At 51.9% G+C, this 20,673-nt stretch carries 23 protein-coding genes; 2 read left to right on the forward strand and 21 right to left on the reverse strand.

The features are described from left to right. Nucleotides 1-2: 2 nt before the first annotated feature. From FDX11_RS08295 to FDX11_RS08350, 12 genes are all read right to left on the reverse strand, one after another. Nucleotides 3-1,442, reverse strand: a complete 1,440-nt coding sequence (locus FDX11_RS08295) for an anion permease (protein ID WP_042310843.1) — start codon at nt 1,440-1,442, stop codon at nt 3-5. Between the two features lie 95 nt (nt 1,443-1,537). After that, nucleotides 1,538-4,132: a bifunctional aconitate hydratase 2/2-methylisocitrate dehydratase gene (gene acnB / locus FDX11_RS08300; RefSeq protein WP_137397746.1), complete on the reverse strand. Its 2,595-nt coding sequence runs from the start codon at nt 4,130-4,132 to the stop codon at nt 1,538-1,540. 17 nt (nt 4,133-4,149) lie between these two features. Further along, nucleotides 4,150-4,698 (reverse strand): alpha/beta hydrolase, encoded by a 549-nt coding sequence (locus tag FDX11_RS08305; RefSeq protein WP_079226032.1) that lies wholly within the window; start codon nt 4,696-4,698, stop codon nt 4,150-4,152. A 27-nt stretch (nt 4,699-4,725) separates the two neighbouring features. Next, on the reverse strand, nt 4,726-5,601 hold the full coding sequence (gene citG / locus FDX11_RS08310; protein ID WP_137397747.1) for a triphosphoribosyl-dephospho-CoA synthase CitG: 876 nt from the start codon (nt 5,599-5,601) through the stop codon (nt 4,726-4,728). After that, the gene (citX, locus tag FDX11_RS08315; protein ID WP_079226030.1) at nt 5,576-6,115 is read right to left on the reverse strand and encodes a citrate lyase holo-[acyl-carrier protein] synthase; all 540 of its coding nucleotides are present in this window, start codon (nt 6,113-6,115) and stop codon (nt 5,576-5,578) included. Before citX ends, citG begins: the two co-directional genes overlap by 26 nt. A gap of 5 nt (nt 6,116-6,120) precedes the next feature. Continuing rightward, a complete protein-coding gene (gene citF / locus FDX11_RS08320) occupies nt 6,121-7,641 on the reverse strand; it encodes a citrate lyase subunit alpha (protein ID WP_079226029.1) in 1,521 nt (506 codons plus the stop codon). A 28-nt stretch (nt 7,642-7,669) separates the two neighbouring features. Then, nucleotides 7,670-8,545, reverse strand: coding sequence for a citrate (pro-3S)-lyase subunit beta (gene citE / locus FDX11_RS08325; protein WP_038633430.1), 876 nt, complete (start codon nt 8,543-8,545; stop codon nt 7,670-7,672). Continuing rightward, nucleotides 8,545-8,835, reverse strand: coding sequence for a citrate lyase acyl carrier protein (gene citD / locus FDX11_RS08330; protein WP_079226028.1), 291 nt, complete (start codon nt 8,833-8,835; stop codon nt 8,545-8,547). Before citD ends, citE begins: the two co-directional genes overlap by 1 nt. Before the next feature lie 24 nt (nt 8,836-8,859). Beyond that, a complete protein-coding gene (gene citC / locus FDX11_RS08335; RefSeq protein WP_079226027.1) occupies nt 8,860-9,927 on the reverse strand; it encodes a [citrate (pro-3S)-lyase] ligase in 1,068 nt (355 codons plus the stop codon). An 18-nt stretch (nt 9,928-9,945) separates the two neighbouring features. Beyond that, entirely contained in the window at nt 9,946-10,809 is an 864-nt protein-coding gene (locus FDX11_RS08340) for a fumarylacetoacetate hydrolase family protein (protein ID WP_137351610.1), read from the reverse strand. Nucleotides 10,810-10,879: 70 nt separating this feature from the next. Then, the gene (locus FDX11_RS08345) at nt 10,880-12,124 is read right to left on the reverse strand and encodes an MFS transporter (RefSeq protein ID WP_079226025.1); all 1,245 of its coding nucleotides are present in this window, start codon (nt 12,122-12,124) and stop codon (nt 10,880-10,882) included. 83 nt (nt 12,125-12,207) lie between these two features. Then, entirely contained in the window at nt 12,208-13,296 is a 1,089-nt protein-coding gene (locus FDX11_RS08350) for a 4-oxalomesaconate tautomerase (protein ID WP_137349434.1), read from the reverse strand. 154 nt (nt 13,297-13,450) lie between these two features. Between FDX11_RS08350 and FDX11_RS08355 the strand changes: the two genes are divergently transcribed. Then, complete coding sequence (locus tag FDX11_RS08355; RefSeq protein WP_061382413.1) at nt 13,451-14,380, forward strand: LysR family transcriptional regulator; 930 nt, start codon at nt 13,451-13,453, stop codon at nt 14,378-14,380. Nucleotides 14,381-14,642: 262 nt separating this feature from the next. Then, on the forward strand, nt 14,643-15,884 hold the full coding sequence (locus FDX11_RS08360; protein WP_053266316.1) for a tyrosine-type recombinase/integrase: 1,242 nt from the start codon (nt 14,643-14,645) through the stop codon (nt 15,882-15,884). Here FDX11_RS08360 and FDX11_RS08365 read toward each other — a convergent pair. From FDX11_RS08365 to FDX11_RS08405, 9 genes are all read right to left on the reverse strand, one after another. Further along, on the reverse strand, nt 15,868-16,296 hold the full coding sequence (locus FDX11_RS08365; protein ID WP_080865651.1) for an endonuclease domain-containing protein: 429 nt from the start codon (nt 16,294-16,296) through the stop codon (nt 15,868-15,870). The two genes, FDX11_RS08360 and FDX11_RS08365, sit on opposite strands and share 17 nt — an antisense overlap. Next, nucleotides 16,269-16,568, reverse strand: coding sequence for a hypothetical protein (locus FDX11_RS08370; protein ID WP_080865652.1), 300 nt, complete (start codon nt 16,566-16,568; stop codon nt 16,269-16,271). Before FDX11_RS08370 ends, FDX11_RS08365 begins: the two co-directional genes overlap by 28 nt. A gap of 1 nt (nt 16,569) precedes the next feature. Beyond that, on the reverse strand, nt 16,570-16,977 hold the full coding sequence (locus tag FDX11_RS08375; protein WP_105536290.1) for a hypothetical protein: 408 nt from the start codon (nt 16,975-16,977) through the stop codon (nt 16,570-16,572). Between the two features lie 18 nt (nt 16,978-16,995). Then, nucleotides 16,996-17,523 (reverse strand): HNH endonuclease signature motif containing protein, encoded by a 528-nt coding sequence (locus FDX11_RS08380; RefSeq protein WP_053266313.1) that lies wholly within the window; start codon nt 17,521-17,523, stop codon nt 16,996-16,998. A gap of 16 nt (nt 17,524-17,539) precedes the next feature. Further along, on the reverse strand, nt 17,540-18,535 hold the full coding sequence (locus tag FDX11_RS08385) for a capsid protein (protein WP_137397748.1): 996 nt from the start codon (nt 18,533-18,535) through the stop codon (nt 17,540-17,542). Nucleotides 18,536-18,756: 221 nt separating this feature from the next. Continuing rightward, nucleotides 18,757-19,293: a hypothetical protein gene (locus FDX11_RS25400; RefSeq protein WP_226840821.1), complete on the reverse strand. Its 537-nt coding sequence runs from the start codon at nt 19,291-19,293 to the stop codon at nt 18,757-18,759. Between the two features lie 150 nt (nt 19,294-19,443). Continuing rightward, nucleotides 19,444-19,707 (reverse strand): hypothetical protein, encoded by a 264-nt coding sequence (locus FDX11_RS08395; RefSeq protein WP_063930135.1) that lies wholly within the window; start codon nt 19,705-19,707, stop codon nt 19,444-19,446. Between the two features lie 14 nt (nt 19,708-19,721). Continuing rightward, a complete protein-coding gene (locus FDX11_RS08400) occupies nt 19,722-20,417 on the reverse strand; it encodes a hypothetical protein (RefSeq protein ID WP_137397749.1) in 696 nt (231 codons plus the stop codon). Nucleotides 20,418-20,419: 2 nt separating this feature from the next. Continuing rightward, nucleotides 20,420-20,659, reverse strand: a complete 240-nt coding sequence (locus FDX11_RS08405) for a hypothetical protein (protein ID WP_032174601.1) — start codon at nt 20,657-20,659, stop codon at nt 20,420-20,422. Nucleotides 20,660-20,673: the final 14 nt, after the last annotated feature.

Consider the following 20,673-nt stretch of genomic DNA (forward strand, 5'->3'; position numbering starts at 1 on the left):
GATTAAGACTGCAGCATACCGTGCTGGATCAAGAACCCCCACCAGGGAATACCGACGAGCATGTGAATCACAAACGTGCTCAATGCCACGATAGTACCGATTGTCCACCACGACTTAATGTCATTATACCCTGCGGCAAAGATAATCGGCCCCGCCGCGCCACCATAGTGAGTGATGCAACCACCGTAGGAGTTGGAAAATAGGATGGCAAGCGCCAGCAAAACAGGTGCCGTTCCGGTAACCAGACCTACGGTGGCAAAGACCGGCACCATTGCTGCGACGTATGCCCCGCCGGAAGCAAAGAAATAGCGCACCAGCACGCTGAGAAACACAATAATCACAATAGTCATATTCCCGGCACTGAGAAAATCCAGATGCGCTGACATGAAATCGGCCAGCCAGCGGAAAAATCCCTCCTTGCTCAGGGTGGCGCTCAGACCAATGATGCCCCCGTACCACATCAGGGTATTCCAGCCGCCTTTATTTTTCTGGACATCACTCCAGCCAATAATATTAAACAGCAGTGCCGCACCCATTGCGATAATGGCGACCGCAGATTCATTGAGTCCGAGTTTACGTGAGAAGATCCAACCCAATAATGCAGCGACAAAAATGACCACCAGCCCTTTCTCTTTGAGGCTCATTGCCCCAAGACTTTGAAGTCCGTTGGTCGCAATAGCGACATTATCAATTTTTTTAATTTCCGGGGAAGCAACCCGGTAGCAGATATAGGGAATGATACATAGCATCAATAACCCCAACGGTGCTGCCGCCAGCATCCAGCCGATCCAGCTAATACGAATATGGAAAATATCTGAAATGAGCTGTAGCGCTAACGCGTTACCGGCAAAGCCCGTTAAAAACATATAGCTGGTCGTTTTCGTGACCATATAGACGTTGACCATTAAATAACGGCCAGCTTTGCTGGGTGACTCTTTTGGCGTTGAGCCCAATACTGTCGCGATACTGTTAATAATAGGGAAAACCACCCCACCTGCCCGCGCGGTATTTGAGGGCGTCGCAGGTGCCAACACCAAATCCAGCAAGGCGGTAACATACCCCAGTCTCAGCGTCGTACTGCCAAATTTAAGGATAAACCAGTATGCAAGCCGTTTCCCGAGGCCGGTAGTGACAAATGCCGCACTCAGTGTAAAGGCGCTAAACACCAGCCAGGTGGTGCCTGACGCGTACCCGCTCAGCACATCCAGTGATTTGACGGGTGAATCCGGGAATTTTGTCACGGTAAAACAGGTTAACGCAACCGCAACCAGCATAATGACGGGTTCAGGATAGGGTTTAATAACCAGCCCAACGATAGCGGATAAATATATTCCTGCCAGTATCCACGCCTCTTTGGTTAATCCATCAGGCGGAGGGATAAATATTGACAATAATATTATCACGGCAAGCAATATTGTTTTTAAAATATTCGATTTAAGCATATCTCACCCATGAGAAAAGGGTCCCTGAATAACAGAGGCCGCTCCGGGGAGGAGCCTCCGCACACTAAATACATTTATCAAACAAATAATAAATATTACAGATTCACAATTTTGATATTATCGTTTTCCGTGATTTGATATTCACTTAAAATATCAAAACTGAGATAGCGATAGATATCCTCATGTGCGTCATGAAGCTTATCGGTATAGCTAAAATATTCTTCAACGGTGGGCATTTTACCCAACATGGCCGCGACGGTGCTTAATTCTGCGGAGGCAAGAAATACTTTAGCATTCGTTCCCAGACGATTCGGGAAATTTCGCGTAGAGGTCGATACCACGTTACTCCCTTCGCGCACCCTCGCCTGGTTCCCCATGCACAGGGAACAGCCCGCTGGCTCGATTCTCGCCCCTGATTTAATAAACTGACTAAAATAGCCTTCACGGGAGAGCTGTTGGGCATCCATTTTAGTCGGCGGCGCCAGCCACAAGCGCGCCTGGTTTTCGCGGCCACCGGCCATGATTTTACCCGCAGCGCGGAAATGACCAATGTTTGTCATGCAGGAACCAATGAAGACCTCTTCAATGGGCGTGCTGGCAACCTCAGTAAGTAACCGGGCATCGTCCGGATCGTTCGGGGCACAGACTACCGGTTCGGTGATTTCATTAAGATCAATATCAATGACAGCAGCATATTCCGCGTCAGGATCGGCAGAAAGCAGCGACGGGCTAGCCAGCCATGCCTCCATCTCAGCAATACGGCGTTCAAGCGTGGCGGCGTTCTCATAACCCTGCTTAACCATCCAGCGCAGCAGGGCCGCATTGGAGCGCAAATATTGCGCGACATTGTCTTCCGCCAGACGCATAACGCAGGCCGCAGCGGAGCGCTCGGCAGAGGCATCAGCCAGTTCAAACGCCTGCTCTGCACTCAACATTTCCAGCCCTTCAATTTCGAGGATCCGGCCCGAGAAAATATTGCGCTTATTCTTTTTCTCGACCGTTAACAGCCCCTGCTTTTTGGCATACAGCGGAATGGCATGCACCAGATCGCGCAGGGTGATCCCTTTCTGCATCTCGCCCTTAAAGCGCACCAGTACAGATTCAGGCATATCCAGCGGCATAATGCCCGTCGCGGCAGCGAACGCCACCAGCCCGGAACCACCAGGGAAGGAGATCCCCAGCGGGAAGCGAGTATGGGAGTCAGCGCCTGTACCAACCGTGTCCGGCAGCAGCATGCGGTTAAGCCATGAGTGGATAATGCCGTCGCCCGGTTTCAGCGCAACCCCGTTACGGCTGGTGATAAACTGCGGCAGGGTTTCATGGAGTAGAACATCTACAGGCTTAGGATATGCAGAGGTGTGGCAGAACGACTGCATCACCAGATCGGCTGAAAACGTGAGACACGCCAGGTCGGTTAGCTCGTCACGCGTCATCCCACCGGTAGTGTCCTGAGAACCCACGGTCGCGATCTTCGGCTCGCAATACTGTCCAGGTCGGATCCCCGCGACGCCGCAGGCTTTACCCACCATTTTTTGTGCAAGCGTAAAACCTTTCGCGGAAGGCGCAACTAACGCGGGCTTGCGGAATACCTCGGAAGGCGCCAGCTTCAGCGATTCACGCGCTTTCGCCGTCAGGCTGCGTCCGATAATGAGTGGGATGCGCCCACCGGCGCGCACTTCGTCCAGCAGCACCTCGGTTTTCAGGGTAAAGGTTGTCACCAGCCGCTGGCTTTCTGTTTCACGAATTTCGCCCTTGTAGGGGTAAAGATCGATCAGCATCCCGGTCGTCAGCGCAGAAACATCCATCTCTATCGGCAGGGCACCGGAATCTTCCAGGGTGTTAAAGAAAATAGGGGCAATCTTGCCGCCAAACACAAACCCGCCGTTACGTTTATTCGGCACGTACGGAATATCGTTCCCGATGTGCCACAGGATGGAGTTGGTAGCGGATTTACGTGATGATCCGGTCCCCACGACGTCACCCACGTACACCAGCGGCCAACCGCCCTCTTTTAGTGCTGCCAACTGACGGACAGGACCACGCACGCCGGGTTCATCAGGTGCAACCCCTTCCCTAACGTTACTGAGCATGGAGAGCGCGTGCAGCGGAATATCCGGGCGTGACCACGCCTCCGGCGCAGGAGACAAATCGTCGGTATTGGTCTCACCGGAAACCTTAAACACCTTCAGGGTGATTTTTTCAGCCATGGCCGGACGGCGGGTAAACCATTCGGCATCAGCCCAGGACTGCAGTACCTCTTGTGCCTGGACGTTACCGCTCAGTGCTTTGGCCTCAACCAGGCTGAATTTTTCGAAGATCAGGATCGTAGAAGAAAGCTGCTGCGCGGCCAGCGGTGCCAGATCGGGATGTTCAAGAAGATCGATCAGTGGCTGGACGTTATAGCCGCCCTGCATGGAGCCCAGCAGCGCCGTTGCTGCTTCGGGAGTAAGCCCGTCAACACGGTATTCCTGCATCGCCACCTTAAATAAAAACTCGGCTTTTAACTTTGCCGCAGGATCGACACCCGGTGGTACGCTATGGGTCAATAAATGAATTAATTCCGGATGATGTGCGGGTGCATCATTGATTAAACGCTGAATCAGTGCATCAGTTTGTTGCGCTGTTAAGGGTTTCGCCGGAATACCCGATTCAGCACGCGCATGCAGGTGCTGATTATAATCATCTAACATAGGTTCTCCTGTTAAAACTAAAGTTGTTCACAAAATTCTGTTAAGCGTTCGAGTCCGTACGGCCATTCGCCAAAGCCAGACTCGGCATTAATATGTCCCGCCTCCCCGATATCGATTAAATGCCCCTCCCAGCAAGCCGCCCAGAACTGGGCGCGCGAAAAAGGCATCAGGGGATCATTTCTGCTGGCAAACATCAGGCAGGGAACGGGTAAAGCCGCTGGCTGAATAGCCTCTTCAAGGCCGAAAAACGCGGGTTCCGCCGGTGCGACCATAACGACACCGGCGACGTTTACCCGTCGCGTTTGCAGTAATCTGCACGACGCCAGCGCGCCAAAACTATGACCGACGAGAATGGCAGGCAGCGGGGAAAGCGCCAGCTCGCGGTTGATGGCGGAAACCCAGTTTTCAATATCAGGCTCTAGCCAGTTTTTTTGCTGAATCCGCCTCCAGAAAGGAAAACGTCGCCCCCAGCAGCTTTGCCAGTGATATTCATCGCTGTCTCTCAGACCCGGCACCAGCATAAGGGTATAAACGTTACTGAGTTGCTGCAGGCGTTGTTCAATCATGACGTTTTCCTGTTACGCTATTCGCGCTTATTCGGCGGGAAATTGCGACAATAACCATCCAACGGCGATAAGATCTGCGCTACCGCCAGGGCTTAAATTCCGTTTGATAAATTCCGCATCCATTCTGAATAACGCCTTCACTAATTTATCCGCCGTGAGACGCTGTATTTTTAATAATCGTCTGGCGTAGCGTCTGGCGTAATTCAGCCCTGCGGTTCCTCCCCGAGAAACCAGATTGGTATCCGGATTTGCCGCCATCAGGCCCAGTAACATTTTCAGTAACGCCACCTCTTCGGATTCTCCCTGACGTAACGCGGTCTGCAGATACGGAAGACCTGACTGGCGTACAGTGATGAAACCACTGGCGGCTTCCCCTCTTGCCCCTGTGAACCCGTATGCCTGAAACTGCTGCTCTCCCTTCGTTTTTGCGATACCGCTATTTTTCAATTCCTGCTCGACAATGCCGGTACAGATAAGGCTGGTCTCATGACTCAGGCTACGTTGCGTGAGCGCTTCATGCCTTTGGGTAAGACGCCCCGCCGCAGCACACAGCAACCCTAACGAGAAGATCCCCCCTTTATGGGTGTTCACCCCGCCGGTGGCGGTAAACATCGCCTGCTCACAGGCCAGGCCAGTCGGCCTTAGCGCCCGCAGCGTTTGTGGGCCAGTAAGATAAGCACTCTCTCTGCCTGTGTTGAAAAATAGTGACAGCCAGGGGGCAATCGCCGCGATACTGGTTATGAACAGTGCGAAATTCATATCGCTATGCGCCCCGCTGTTTACGCGATCCACCAGACCCGGTTTCGGGGTTAAATTAATTTCCCGGTACAGGGCCTCGACAGCCAGCTCAGCAAAGGAGCGCTGCACGTCTGGTTCGTTAAATCTGGCAAGCGAAGTAGTCATCGGTTAACTCCTCGATCACGCGCGTTAGCTCGGCCTGCGAATGACGTCGCGAACGGGAACAAACATGAGCAGGTTCATGACAGATAAAGCATCTACGCATCGGCTGCTGGATGGCATTTCTTTTCAGCTGCCCCTTTTTCGGACAAAACACGTCGATATCCCACAGACGTCCCAAAGGATGGTTATCTTCCAGATGTGCAGTGACGTGTTTTATCATCCACGCGGGAGCCGCTACCGACCAGAGAGCTTCCGGCCCGGTGACCGGGTGTAACACCTGATGCCGACAGACCTTCCACTGATGCGTGTGGAACAGGTCTCCGAGAGCCTGATTCGCGACAGCCATCACGCGTCTGGCCAGCGCGGTATCCTTCACCTCGCCCGGCCAGACCAGCGTGACGGAAACCACGGTATGATCCGACTGAAACAGCCACGCCTGCTGCCGACGGGCTCGTTGCTCCCGGGAAGCCAGAACCTGTTCCAGAGAGACATTCACGTTCGAGGCTTTATCCGTCATGGGAATTACTCCTTCACCTGGCGAACCACATCAATCACACTGCCGTCGCGGTAGCGCACCACACCGACAATTCGGTCAGTAAATTCAACCGGCTTAGGCTTGCCCGAGATCAGCAGTGCCTGTTGATACAAGGCTTCAATGTCGACGATGGGCAGTCCGGCGTTAATCAGACGTTCGCGGATTTCCGGGCGCGCCGGATTAACGGCAATACCGTGATCGGTAACCAGAACGTCAATACTTTCACCCGGCGTTACCAGCGTAGTGACTTGTCTGACGACGGTAGGAATGCGGCTGCGGATCAGCGGGGCAACGACAATAGTGAGATTTGCCGCAGCTGCGACGTCGCAGTGTCCACCAGACGCGCCGCGCATTACGCCGTCGGAGCCGGTCAGGACATTGACGTTAAACTGGGTGTCTACTTCCAGTGCGCTGAGGATGACCACATCCACTCTGTCACAGCAGGCGGCTTTTGCAGCCGGGTTCGCATAGACGTTAGTGGAGATTTCCACATGGTCAGGGTTGACCGCCATGGAGGCTGCCGCCGCACCGTCAAAGCTTTGCGTATCAAGGATCTTTTCAATTAACCCTTTCTGATGCAGATCGACAATGCTGCCGGTGATTCCGCCCAGTGCGAACCGGGCAACAATATTGTGCTTGCGCATTCGGGTTTCCATAAAACGCGTACACGCCGTTGACGCCGCACCTGAACCGGTCTGGATGGAAAAACCGTTGCGGAAATAACCTGAGTGTTCGATCACGTCGGCAGCAGAGCGGGCAATCATCAGCTCACGTGGATTACTGGTGACCCTGGCGGCGCCTACGCTGATTTTTGCCGGGTCGCCGACGCTCTCAATCTGCACAATATAGTCAACCTGATCCTGAACGATACTGGCTGGCAAGTTGGGGAAAGGCTTCAGGGTTTCGGTGAGCAACACCACTTTTTTGGCATATTTTGCGTCGACCATGGCGTAACCGAGGGAGCCGCACTGCGATTTGCCGCCGTTGCCGCTGGCATTGCCATATTCATCGCAGCAGGAAACCGCCAGAAACGCGACGTCAATGGCAATTTCGCCCTTCTGAATCAAATTCACCCGCCCGCCGTGCGAATGGATTTGTACTGGCTCGTCCATCAGGCCGTGCGAAATTGCATCCGCCAGATCACCACGCATACCGGAGGTGTAGATTTTGCCGATCACGCCATTGCGAATGTGTTCAATAAGCGGAGTATTGCACGACATTAACGAGCTGGACGCGAGCGTGATCCCTTTCAGGCCGCGCTGAGCCAGCTTATCCATCACGTAATTGATGACCTTATCCCCTTCGCGGAAGGCGTGGTGAAAGGAAACTGTCATACCGTCATGCAGATCGCAGCGGGCCAGAACATCGTCCACGCTGGCAAAAAGTTTGCGCTGGTATTTTTGCTGATTATCAGCAAGATAAGGCGTCGTTGCGTTCGCGCCGCTGAATGCGACGTACTCACGACGGGAGTCTGGAATGTGATGCAGAGTTTCTGTTAGGTTTTTCATTATTCATCCTGTCGCTTGCAATGGGGAATTACTGACGAATGCCGGAAGCATTTTTGCGTTCGATAACCACGCGGGCATGGTTGATAATCGGCGCATCAATCATTTTGCCGTTCAGCGAAATCACCCCGAGTCCGTTGCGCTCCCCTTCCTCTGCAGCTGCAATCACGCGTTGTGCGTAATCCACTTCTTCCTGGGTTGGCGCGTAAGCGTTATGCAGAATTTCAATTTGTCGCGGATTAATCAGCGATTTTCCGTTGAAGCCCATCCGTCGAATCAGATCCACTTCCTTCAGGAAACCGGCCTCATCATTCACATCGGCGTACACCACATCGAAAGCGTCAATACCCGCCCCGCGTGCGGCATGTAATACGGCACAGCGGGCGTAGAACAGTTCTGTCCCGTCGCCTCGCTCAGTTTGCATATCCATCACATAGTCAAAGGCGGCCAGCGCAATCCCCATTAAACGGTCGGACGATTTCGCAATGGCAACGGCATTAATAACGCCAACGGCAGATTCGATCGCTGCCATTAATTTCGTTGAGCCAACAGGACGTCCGCAATTTTCTTCAATGCGAACAATTTCGCGTTCAAGCTGATGGATATCTTCCGGAGAGTCGGTTTTCGGTAAACGAATAACATCAACGCCCGCCCTGACGGCGGCTTCCAGATCTTTTAATCCAAAAGGTGTATTCAGCGGATTAATTCTGACAACGGTTTCAATATCTTTGTACATCGGGTTTTGCAGGGCATGAAATACCAGAAGGCGAGCGCTGTCTTTTTCTTTTAGCGCTACGGCATCTTCCAGATCAAACATAATGGAGTCCGGTTTATAAATATATGCCGTAGAAAGCATGGCGGCACTTGAACCGGGAATAAATAACATACTGCGGCGTAACTTTTTCATTATAACTTTTCCCATGCAATATCTTCCCGAGCCGAGCCTCTGAGCAGAGCAGCCTGTAAACGAGCACGGATCACGCAATCCAGCGCGCCTTTATCATCAATAATGATCTGCCCTTGCTCGATGTTGAACGCAGCCAGGGTTTCATTCACCACTTCGGTAATTCTGTCGCCGAACTGCTTATACACTTCGCTGTGGATGACCACATCCAGCCCGCTCTCGACGGGGCTGACCTTTACCATAAGATCACTGGACTCCAGCGTTCCCGCCATCGCGGCTTGTACAATTTTCATATCAGTTTTCCTGTGATAATGCGGTTAAACCGCTGCCGACAGCGACTCGTATAAACGAGGCTGATGTTGTCCCCCGTTATTCAGAAACGCGCGCGTGGTGGCAGGCACCATACGACTGGCGGCAGCAATTTGGTTTTCTTTTAATAAACGACGAACGGCTGACGCAGAGACCGGCACATCATTACCGTCCGTTCTTCTTTCTATTTCGTGTACGTGGATACAGGCCGCTGTGCTCGTTGCGTTTTCCAGCCAGTGATGCATCGCCCGGTTATATTCTGCGGTTAACTGACAGAATGGTTCCGTCCCCACAAAACGATGAGTGATATTCAGCGCAGGTGCGATGTAATTTCTGAACAGCATAAGATCAATTGCCGCGTAGGCTTTATCTATCACCTGCTTATCTTTCAGGAAATAGCCTGGGAATGTCCCGCGCGAAATAATATATGCAGACCCCGGATGAACAGTGACATTTTTAAGATGCCGCGATCCGTCCCTGACCATCGCAAAACGTTCTTTAAACGAAAAAGCGGAGACATCTTCCTGAACCACGAAAACATGGAGCCAGTCGCACTGGCTTGCCGCATGCTCGATAAGATATTGATGGCCCAGCGTGAATGGATTCGCGTTCATCACGATCGCGCCTATATTTTTCCCCGGCACGAAATGATGATTACGCAACTGACTGCAGTAACGATGAATACCGACCGGCGTATTCTCCATTAATGCCGCACAATTATTCACAGTGACAAGCGGATAGAATCCGCATCCGCGAAACGACTTCACATTATCCGGACAGGTAAAAAGAAAGAGCTGATGTTCGCCGTTTTGTGCCGCCAGAAGTTCGGCCTCATGAATTAACGTCAGGATTAACGACGAGCCGCGCCACCCGGAATCCACTGCAATGCATTTTAAGGTGTTACCCGCAATACCGGTGCAGGCAATAATCTGACGCTGGTAGAGTGCAACAATAAATTGCGAGATATCGTCATCAATGCCTAAACCGTTGCGTGCCAGGAAGCGGGCAACTTCCTCTCTGGCCTGAGCGTTACCGGCTTTTATAATCTCAAATTCTGGCGTTCTGGCGGTGTACATCGTCTCTCTCCTGACCGTCTAAACAAGCAACGCTTCTTGCTGCGGTTGGGCTTCCACAATGGTATTAATCAGACGACCAATATTTTCGATTTCAACTTCAACCCGATCGCCATCATGCATAAATAACGGAGGATTGCGTTTTTTACCGACGCCGCCAGGCGAACCTGTAATAATGACGTCACCGGCGCTGAGGGAGGTGAATGTGCTGATATAGGCGATAAGATCTGCAACTTTGTGGATCATGCTACCAGTGGAGTCGTTCTGAACCAGCATGCCATTCAGCCAGGTATGGATGGTCAACGCATGAGGATCGGGTATCTCATCCGCTGTAGTCATATAGGGGCCGAAAGCGCCGGTTTGCTTCCAGTTTTTACCGGCGGTAAACCACGCGTGCTGCCAGTCACGAACGGAGCCATCCATATAGCAACTGTATCCCGCGACATGATCGAGCGCGTTATTTACATCAATTCGGGTGCCCGGTTTACCAATGATGACGGCCAGCTCGCCCTCATAATCGAATTCTCTCGACAACTCAGGTTTAAGCACAGGTTGGGCATGACCTGTTTGCGAATCAGGAAAACGGATAAACAGCGTCGGGGCATTATTCGTCTCGGCAAACTCTTTTCTTTTTTCAGCGTAATTCATCCCAACGCAGAAAATTTTTCCTGGCTCTTCGATAACGGGCAAAAAGGTAATATCTTCAAGCGTAATATCCACAGGGCAATCGTTGTATTGCCTTGCGACGTCAACGGCATCCCATTGAAGAAGGTCTTTCAACGTCGCATATTGATGGCCGATTTTATTACCCAAATCTATAACGCCGAACTCTGTATAAATCCCGTAGCTTTTACGGCCCTGATGAATATAACTTGCTAATTTCATGATGACACCCGATTGATATACATGCCTATTTTTGTTTACGCCCTGAGGCGTAAACAAATTGCCAAACTTTTTATTCTGCGGACTGGGCGGGCACCAGTACCGATTTTGTACCGGCTGCCAGATACGTAGCCACGACAACGCCAACGCCAAGCAATACCAGAATCAACCCGGTCATCCCCACCCAGCCCAGTGAATGGAAAACAAAACCGTTGATAAAACCAATCACCGAACCGCCCATGTAGTAGAAGAATAAATAGAGTGCAACGGCCTGGCCTCTTGCATGCGTTGCATTTTTACTTACCCAGCTCAAACCAATAGAGTGACAGCCGAAGAAACAGCCGGTAAAAATCACCGCGCCAGCAATAAAGGCGATGACATTCGACGTCAGCGTCAGCAGCATGCCTAAGGCCATGATCAGGAATAGCACGCGCAATACTTTCATCGCGCCATATTTCGCACTTAAACGACCAGCCTGCGGAGCCGTAAAGAAACTCAGGGCGAAGCTAAAGGAGAGCAGACCTGCATTTGCCGGTGAAATATGGAACGGCTCCCCTTTCAGGAAGAAGGCCAGATAGTTATAAAGCGAGGTAAATGCGCCGAAAATAATGAAGCTGATGACAAAAGCCAGCGCCAGATTTTTGTTTTTGAAATGCGATGCAGCCCCTTTCACCATACGCGTAACGTTAAGGTTTTGCGTTGGGGTGAAGTTTTTAGATTCAGGCAGTAAAAACTTAACCAGAATGGCAACCACAATCAAGCTGGTCGCAAAACCGTAAAAGATGGCATTTATTGAAACGTGATCAATAAGTTGGCTGGCAACAATACGACCGGACATGCCGCCCATCGAATTACCGAAGACAAAATATCCCGTTACAATACCTGCCGCCACCGGGGCGACTTCTTCACTGATGTAGGCGGTGGCTGCCGCAGCGATGCCGCTCAGCGCCAGACCAATTACCGCACGTAGCGCCACCAGCATCGCCCAGGATTCCATCAGCGGGCAGAGCAGCGTAAGAATACCGCCTAACAGGAGGGAAACAATAATTAACCGTTTTCTGCCATAATGATCGGATAACGTCCCGGTAAACAGCAATCCAATCGCCAGCAAGGCCGTTTCTGCTGATAAGATAATACTCACCTGGCTGACAGGAACATTATATTCCACAGCAAGTGTCGGAAGCAGTGGCTGAATAAAAAACAGAGAAGCAAGCTCTGCAAGCCCGGATAATGCCAGGGCCAGAATCACGCGAATATGCGCACCGGCTTTTACAGAATCTGAAGCTTTCAGGGTATTGTTAGCATGAGTTAACGCCATAATAACCTCGGTATTATTGTTAGGGTACAGAGTGTAATTTTTTAAGGCAGATGTTTTTTATTTAGATTTTATTTAGATTTTATTTACTCAACTTCAGTGAGCATTTTTTCCGGTACACATACGGCACCCTCAAATAACTTGCGTGAAGTACGTATGACAGCGGCACGGGTTTTTTCGATATTGTTACCTTCCTTCAACAAGGACACAGATATTTTTCCACTTGGGTGTTCAATATCGATGATATTTGTGAAGAGCCCCTTTGGACGATCGGCGACAATTTTTGCCGCGACGGATCCTTCAATCAGCGTTGCGGTCGAAATACCAATCGATCCGGTAATCGCCAGTGATTTATGGCATGTGTGCGGCATGAAATACCGTACCTGAATCGTTCCGCCGTTACGCGCCGGGCTGAGAAGAACCGGTTTCGGGATCACCTTGTTTGCTACATCCCCTAAGCCCATAGCTGCACCAGCCTGACGACGCAGACTCTCCAGCTTTTCTTTAAATGTCTTATCGCCATCTAATTCGGCAGGAGATTCCACTCCTGTTTTCCCCAGCGCTGAAGCGTCAATCAATACCATCGGCATCGCCATATCTATACAGGTGACTTCAATACCGTCGAAGACGTTTGTCGCACTGTCCGTCGGCAACAATTTCCCCGTTTTAGAACCCGCAGAGTTCAGGAAAGTTAAGCCAATGGGTGCGGCGGTCCCCGGGACACCATCAATTTGGGTATCGCCTTCATACACCACCCGATAATCAGGCGTTTGCACTTCTGCATCGACCAGCGTTCCGGTATTGAGATTGCGGATCCGCACCGTCGTTACCGGGCTTTGCGCCTTCACCAGCCCCTTTTCAATGGCAAAGGGACCAACCGCACAGAGCATGTTGCCGCAGTTAGGTGTGGTATCGACGCGACGTTCGTTCACCATCACCTGCGCGAACAGGTAATCCACATCCGCGTCAGGGCTTTCTGAAGTGCTGACTATCGCCACCTTACTGGTTTGCGGGCTTCCACCGCCAATACCGTCAATTTCGAGTTCATGGCCTGCCCCCATCAAACTGAGTAAAACTGCGTCGCGCGCTTCTGTTTCCACAGGCAGGTCGCTGGCCAGAATCACCGGCCCTTTTGACGTACCGCCACGCATTAATACGCAAGGGATCTTTAACATGTGTTTATCTCACTTCGCTTTTGTCTGGAACGCTATAAGGTTTTCACACTCCGGTTGATAACTCTAATGCCAAAAAAAGCAGGATTAATACGTTTTGCACATTAATAGCCCGTGCGTTATGGTGGTTATATAAAAGCGAGAATGGGATACAGCTATGCCGCATGAACTTCAGGGGATACAAGCGTTTGTAAAAATTGCAGAAATCGGCTGCTTTACAAAAGCATCTCAATTTTTTCACATTTCACAACCTGCTTTAACACGCAGAATTCAGAAACTGGAAGATAGCCTGGGAACCACGCTGTTTGAACGTTCTACGCGCAGCGTTAAGCTCACGGCAGTAGGAAGAGAATTTTTACCTAAAGCTAAGAATTTAATAGATTTTTATGAAAGTTCCATCCTCAGTATTAAAGAGATGGCGACACATCAAGCTGGTGTTATTACGGTTTCCTGTATCCCTACTGCCGCGTTCTATTTTCTGCCTTCAGTGATACGAGATTACAACAATGACTACCCAAACATCCGAATCCGCATACTGGAGCACAGCGCCAGCGATTGCCTGGAAGCAGTTTTAAATGGCGATGCAGATTTCGGTATAAATATGATAAACGTCACACATCCAAATATCGATTTTGCGCCGCTGGTGAACGAACCCTTCGTTCTGGCATGCCGACGCGACAATGAGCTGGCGAATAAATCGCTGGTAACATGGGACGATCTGGCCGGAATGAAGCTGATTGGGGTAAGACGCTCCAGCGGAAACCGATCGCTGATCGATCAGGCTTTCGAGAAAATGGCCTGGAAACCTAACTGGTTTTATGAAGTGCGTCATCTTTCAACGTCACTTGGGATGGTGGAAGCGGGTCTTGGTGTGTCTGTCGTTCCCAGTCTGGCGATGCCGGCCGATGAACATCACGTCCTTGTTAGTCGTCCACTGATAGAACCCGTCATACGCCGTACGCTTGGCCTTGTAAAACGCAGTGAAACAACCCTTAGTCCTGCGGCGGAAAAATTCCGCCAGCTGATATTACATCTGTGGTCGGGCGAAAATAGCAGCCCCTGGATCAACAAGTTTACTCAGTTGTGACTCACCGTTGGGCGACCAATGTATGATCGATGAGAACTCTCCCACAGCATCAACAGAGGAAGTCAACGCATTGATTTCATTAAGAAAATTAATTGTAGAAGGTGGGAATGAGGCAGACCAGAGGGAAACATCAAGGGAAGTGACTTTGGAGCGGGCGAAGGGAATCGAACCCTCTTTGCTAACCCTATGAATTGTGAACCAAAATAAGTAATCGCGGTACTTATCCCGGTAGTTGGTAGCGGTAGATTACAAGGTAATTACCATGCCAATCAAGAAGACTTCTTATCTTTATGCAAACAAAGATGGGATATTCATCTTTCAAATCTTTATCCCGGTCTACATGCGCCACCTCTGGAACGGGCGGCGCTCGCTCAAGAAATCGACAGGCACACGGGACATCATGCAAGCTCGCATTTTCCGTGATCAATACTTACTGGAGTTCCGCAAGCTACAGCTCATGATGAAACCGGACAACCCCATTACCCGGATTCATTCCGCTATCTCAGACCTTCACTTGTTGGCGGGGGTATCCAGCAGCATTACCACGCCAGCAGCTACTCCAGCAGAACGGGGAAAACCTCCATCACCAAAATTGGTAGATGTAAGCAAAGAGTACATCGAGCAATACAAAGATCGGCGCTCTTATTCCACATTGAGTAAATCCGTTCGCGCTGTATCGGCATTCACTAAATCAATCAAGCGGCCAACCATTACTATAAACGGAATCGGGCGGCGGCTTGTCTCTGACTTTCTGGAAGTGAATCAAGATAAGTTTTCCCGACAGACGCTGCAAAACTGGCTAACCTGCTTGGGGACACTGTACGACTTCGCCCGGCGTAAATACGACAACATCACTCCCGATAATCCGTTTCACGGCCACAATCTGGAAGCCCGCCAGTCAAACGAAAGCTATCAACCTTTTGAGCCTCAACAGCTACAAGCGTTAACAAAAGAGGCAGGTAGCGAACTGCGGGACGTAATCATAATCGGGCTGTATTCCGGTATGCGTCTTGACGAGATCGCCAGCATCAAACGAGACGAGATTGTCACAGTTGAAGGGGTACGCTGTTTCTACGTCAGCAAATCCAAAACGAAAGCGGGCATCAGGTACGTCCCGATTCACTCATTGTTATTTGGTATCGTGGATAAATACCTTGAGCAGAATAAAGGGGAGTACCTGCTGCCCCAGTCAAACAAGATAAAACGCGCAGATGGCAAACGTGGGCCGTGGTACTCGCAAGCATTCACGCGGCTACGCCGTCGCGTGCTGCCAGCGGCAACAGATCGCCAGTGCTTTCACTCCTTGCGCGGTCACTTCATCACCTGCTTAGACCGGGCAGGCGTACCAGAACAGCGCATAGGAGCGATTACCGGACACACTGAGAAGAAAGCAAAGACGGAGGCATTCAAGACATACAGCCAAGGGGCGGAAATGAAAGAGCTATCGAATTACGTGGAGCTGGTCAGCTATTCAGAAATTGAGGCCATTACGCCGGGTATGTAACATTCAGCCCCGTGTACTGGCGGCGGTACGCACGAATCAGAGCATCCGCCGCCGCTTTCGGCAGCCTCACCATGCGCCCGACACGATACCCACCCTCCGCCGAATTCGCGGCGCGGTGCGTCACAGCCCGCACACGCCCGGTACGGTGGCAATGGTCGAGCACAGCAGATTCTAACCGCAACGGCTTCCCGGTCATGGCACAGCGTCGGTACTGATAATTCCACAGAAAGACACGGACAGCGGCCACATCAGCGCGGCGCAACTCCAGCCGCCCGGAACCATTCAACAGAAAGCGATAAACATCTTCGAATGCAGCAGCGTTTGTAATCCGTTCCGCCAGCGGCATATTGCCAAGGTGTTCCAGATAGCCCCGCATAGCTTTTCTTAGTAGCTGGTCTGTCCGTGTAACCATGATTCAAAGTCTCCATTGTCAGAGGCAACCCGCTTGCAGGCTTCGTATTCTTCGCGCTGGCGTTGGCGTACCAAAGCATAAAGCTCATCAGCCATCGCATTAACGCGTTCGTCACTGATACCGTTGCGGCGCATTAGCCCCAGCAGCTTACGAAATTCAGCTTCAAGCTCAGGCTCTCCGGTATCCATTACCCACTGTTTCAGGTCAGCGAGTGCGCCAGTCATTGGCGGCGACTCGATGTACCGCCACCTCAACTTAATCGTGGTTATCATCTTATTTATCCTCTCTGTATGCCGGGCGCATTGCCCGGTATTGCTCAATGGTCAAACCCTCGCTGGCCGCTGTTAGCCTTTCCTTTTGCTTACCCGCCAATCGCAAGGCGCTGTCTCTCCAGCAGAACAGAAAGAAGATTGTCAGCACCTGCTTACTCAAGCCACCCAGCAGATCGCCAAGCCCTTGCTCCAGCAGACAGGCACGCCATGCAGCGGCGTGCTCAGTCATAGCACCGACTATCGGGACAGGTGCGCCAAGCATCGTTGCAAGCTGACTCATCACACTGTTAGCATCGCCCGGATGCAACCGGGGAATAGTCATGCGGCCAGCCTGCGCCAACAGTTCAGCGTACCGCTGGCGGCGTGGGTCATCATCTGCCAGCGCTCTAATCGGCTTTTCATCAGTCATTAATGGAACCTCCGGGGATTAGGCAGCCTGCAACAAATCGGCTGGCGTTGATGGGTGATAGTGCCGTTTGGCTCGGAGATAGGCGGCTCGTGCTGCTGCCTCAGTGGTGAACAAGCCGAGGTGATGGCGCACACCGCCAACGCGAATGTAAGCCTCCCATTTACCAGAACAAGAATGACGGCTATATCCCTTCGCATTGCGGTAGTTGTGCTGATTCTCCTGCGGTGTAACGGCGCGGAGGTTGCCCGGTCGATTATCGGCACGTACAGCGTTAATGTGATCGATTTGCAGACCGTCAGGGATACCACCATTAGCAATGATGAAGGCCACGCGATGCGCATAAATCGAGTGCGTCCTGCCATCGATGCGGACAGACACGCGCCGATACCCGGCGCTGTCCGTTGCGGTGTCAGCCAGTTCCCCGGCCTCAGCATAAATCCGCTTGTTGATTCCAATTCGGTCTACTGCATGGAACAGGCGGCCAGTCTCCGCATCGTATCGAAATAAAGAGCGCAGCAGCTCAGGGGCGTAAGCATCATTAACCATGACTCAGCCCCTCCAGTTACACAGCTTGTCGGAAATTGATAACGCAGTCAGGGCGGCGCAGTCCAACATTGAACAGGCGATATGAGTCCATCACCAGCGTCATTTCGCGCTCATCATCCCACTGGCGATTGATAACGCTCTGCGCTTCGACTGTCACAAGTACAGACGCAGGCCGGAACAGCGTCGCCCTCGTCATCGCTTCCTCTGCGGTAACGTCATAATCAGCGCCCAGTTCATGCCCGGTAATGGCTTCCTGCGGGTAACTGTTCAGCTCTATGACTCGCACCCCAGCAACATAGCCAACGCGACGCCATGCGTAATCGTTGCTGCTATCCCGGCTGTAACGGACGTTCATCAGCTTCTTATGTTCCATCAGGATGCTGAACCAAGCCGGGTCTATAAGCAGTACCAGCTCCGCCACCGGAATATCTTTCTCAGTCAGGAATCGATTAAGAGCAGCTTTGATAGCGTGAACCAGTTCGTTAGCTGCATCCTCTTCGCTCCCCGTGGTCAGGTCGAGCGAGACAACATTACCCGTAAGCGGGTTAAACGTTGGTTGCAGTGTCGGCGGCGGTACGAAATCAGTCGCTTTAAGTAGCTGGATGGTGTGCGCTTCGTCGTAGAATTTAGCGTGAGCAGTACCCATATTGCGGCTCAGATCTGAGCGAAAAGTGGGTGCTGTCCAGTCATCCTGATAGTCAATCGGGATGCGGATATAGCTCAGCGTATCCACAGAGATAACCAACTTGTCCGACTTAACGGCGGTAGGCTCCAGCGATTGCCCTGCGGTTCTGCCCTTCACCTCAAGATCACCACTCAGGCGATCAATGCGGTATTGGTTGCTGCCTTTCAGCGGCCTGTATGTAGACAGCCCCTCGGCCAGAAATACGGATTTGGACTCTAAACGGGTCTGGACATCCCGGTCATAAGCCTCGATGTGAATATCATTGTCGGATTCCACCCCGCCATAATGTGGGCGAAACAGATCGGGACTGTACGAAGTATCAGCCATAAACAAAACTCCTACGTAGGTTGATGAAGACCGCACCATCGTCATGGCACAGACATGCGGATTCCTCCCGCCGAGGCAGGATTCAAAGCGATGGGAAATAAGGGTTAAAACGAACTATCGATATTTAGTCTCGGAGTACCCGAAACTGGCTTTGCGAGGCCAGAGCTGGCGCGGCTCTCAGCGATTAGTGGACAGCAAACAGTGCAAACGCATATCCTACATTAATGAACACTCATACGCGCCATGTTCAGCACCGTATTTACAGATGATTTGGATACGCCAACCTTCTCGGCAATGTAGCGATTCGACTGGCCTTTAGCGGCGCGGTCGATAATGTCTGCGCGTACAGCCTCAGTGATTGCCTTGCGGGGTCTGGCTCGGTTCCTCTCGTGCCGTTCACGTTCGCGCATACGCTCGGCCATCTTCGGCGGCAACTCCGGGGACAGGCCACGGCTAACGCCAGAGGTGCGAGTATCAGACGTGGCAGACCGGGCAACGATATAAACCGCTTCGTCTGGATTAAAAGCATGGGTAACTTTCTCGCCACGAGTCACAGCATCGGCACGCACCCACTCTACAATTTCGGGGCGGTACGCATCAGGATTAGAAAGCACATCCCGGATGTACGCAGGATTCAGTACATCAGGTGTTGCAGCAGCGCGGCGGGAGCGCGAACGAGAGCGAGCGCCCAGCGGCAAGGCGTATTCAGGACGCACGTCAACGACACGCTCGACAGCGTGGAAATTCTGGATACTCATAATGAACCTCAGATGATTAAAAACAGGCTTTCGGAAGCCGCATGTGGTGCGGTTCTCAGGGGTTAGTGGACAGTAAGTAGTAAATTCGCAGGGTCAGGTGTCCAGTCGGACTTGCAGCCCACAATGCACCGTCAGGCGCTGGCATCGGAATCAGGCAGCCCAGCGTTGCGCGGAATTCCGCTCAGTAAACCAAGCGACCATCGTCTGGCGCTTCTCTTCGCCAAGCGTCCCGGCGCGGTACGCATCGTATTCAGCAACACCCCAGCCAAAAGTAACGAGGCATTCAGCGACACGCGTCAGATGGTCGGGGCTGGTGCTGGGGTATTTATCAAGCAGAATGGAAAGAATGCTATCGACCGAGTGAGATTGTTTCTCTACCTCGGTCAGGACTCGGATTCTATTCTCATCGTACATATGGAATTCTCCAGTTAGCGCCCGGCACGCTTCCCGGCGCTGCGTTGAGCAACCAGCGCATGATACTGCTGGTCGTATTCTCGCGTGCCAGCACCCCGGCCAGTCTGTGCAGCCCATTGATTCAGCGCATCGTACGCCGCGATGAATTCAGCGTGTGACATTCCGACAGGTTGCGCGGCAGGCTGGCCGTATGGGTTCCCCTGCGACGGGACATAACCAGTGGCAGAGCCAGCGGCCATACGCTCTTGCAGATACTGAACGGCTCGCTGCATCTGCGCAGGGTCGCCAGACATAACCATCCGTTCAAGGGTAGATTGCGTCCCGGCGTCAAGCGTGCCCGCGTACTGCAACATAGCGTCAACTGTTCCGTGCCCGAGCTGGCTTTCTATAGACTGGTGAAACTGCCCCATCAATCCTTGCAGCTCGGCGGTGTACTCAATAGCTGTTCCATCCATCAGGGGAATAGTATCGCCCACCTGCGCCCCGGCGCTGTCCGCGTTCTGGTCTTGCTGATTAGCAATATTGCTATTATTCCATTGGCCGCCATCATTACCGTTAACGGGTTGGGTACGGAGGAAATCAGCATCAGCAGGCGCAGAGCTAAAGCGGGATGCCCCATTGTCAGCTCCAACAGGTGCAGCCATGTATGGCGATTGCTGCGATGCAGCATCAGCGCCAGCAGCGAGATAAGGGTTTTGATTGTCAGCCATAATTATGCAACCTCTTGTGATGTAACTCGGCGGTGCGCCAGTTCAAGTAAAAGCATGTGCGCATGTACGCATCGGGCAGGAATCATCTTCTGTCCGTGGTACGCTTTGCCGAGATCTTGTCTGTCGATCTGGTACACACGAGCCAAGTCGATTTGACGAAGATTCAAGGCGTCAGCAATGAATTTCAGTTGTTGCCCGCAATCAGCCGCGCGGCGTGGCTCCATTAAAATGATGGTGCTCATGAAATAATCCTCAG

This window comes from Citrobacter sp. wls714, assembly GCF_005281025.1.
GTDB lineage: Bacteria > Pseudomonadota > Gammaproteobacteria > Enterobacterales > Enterobacteriaceae > Citrobacter > Citrobacter werkmanii.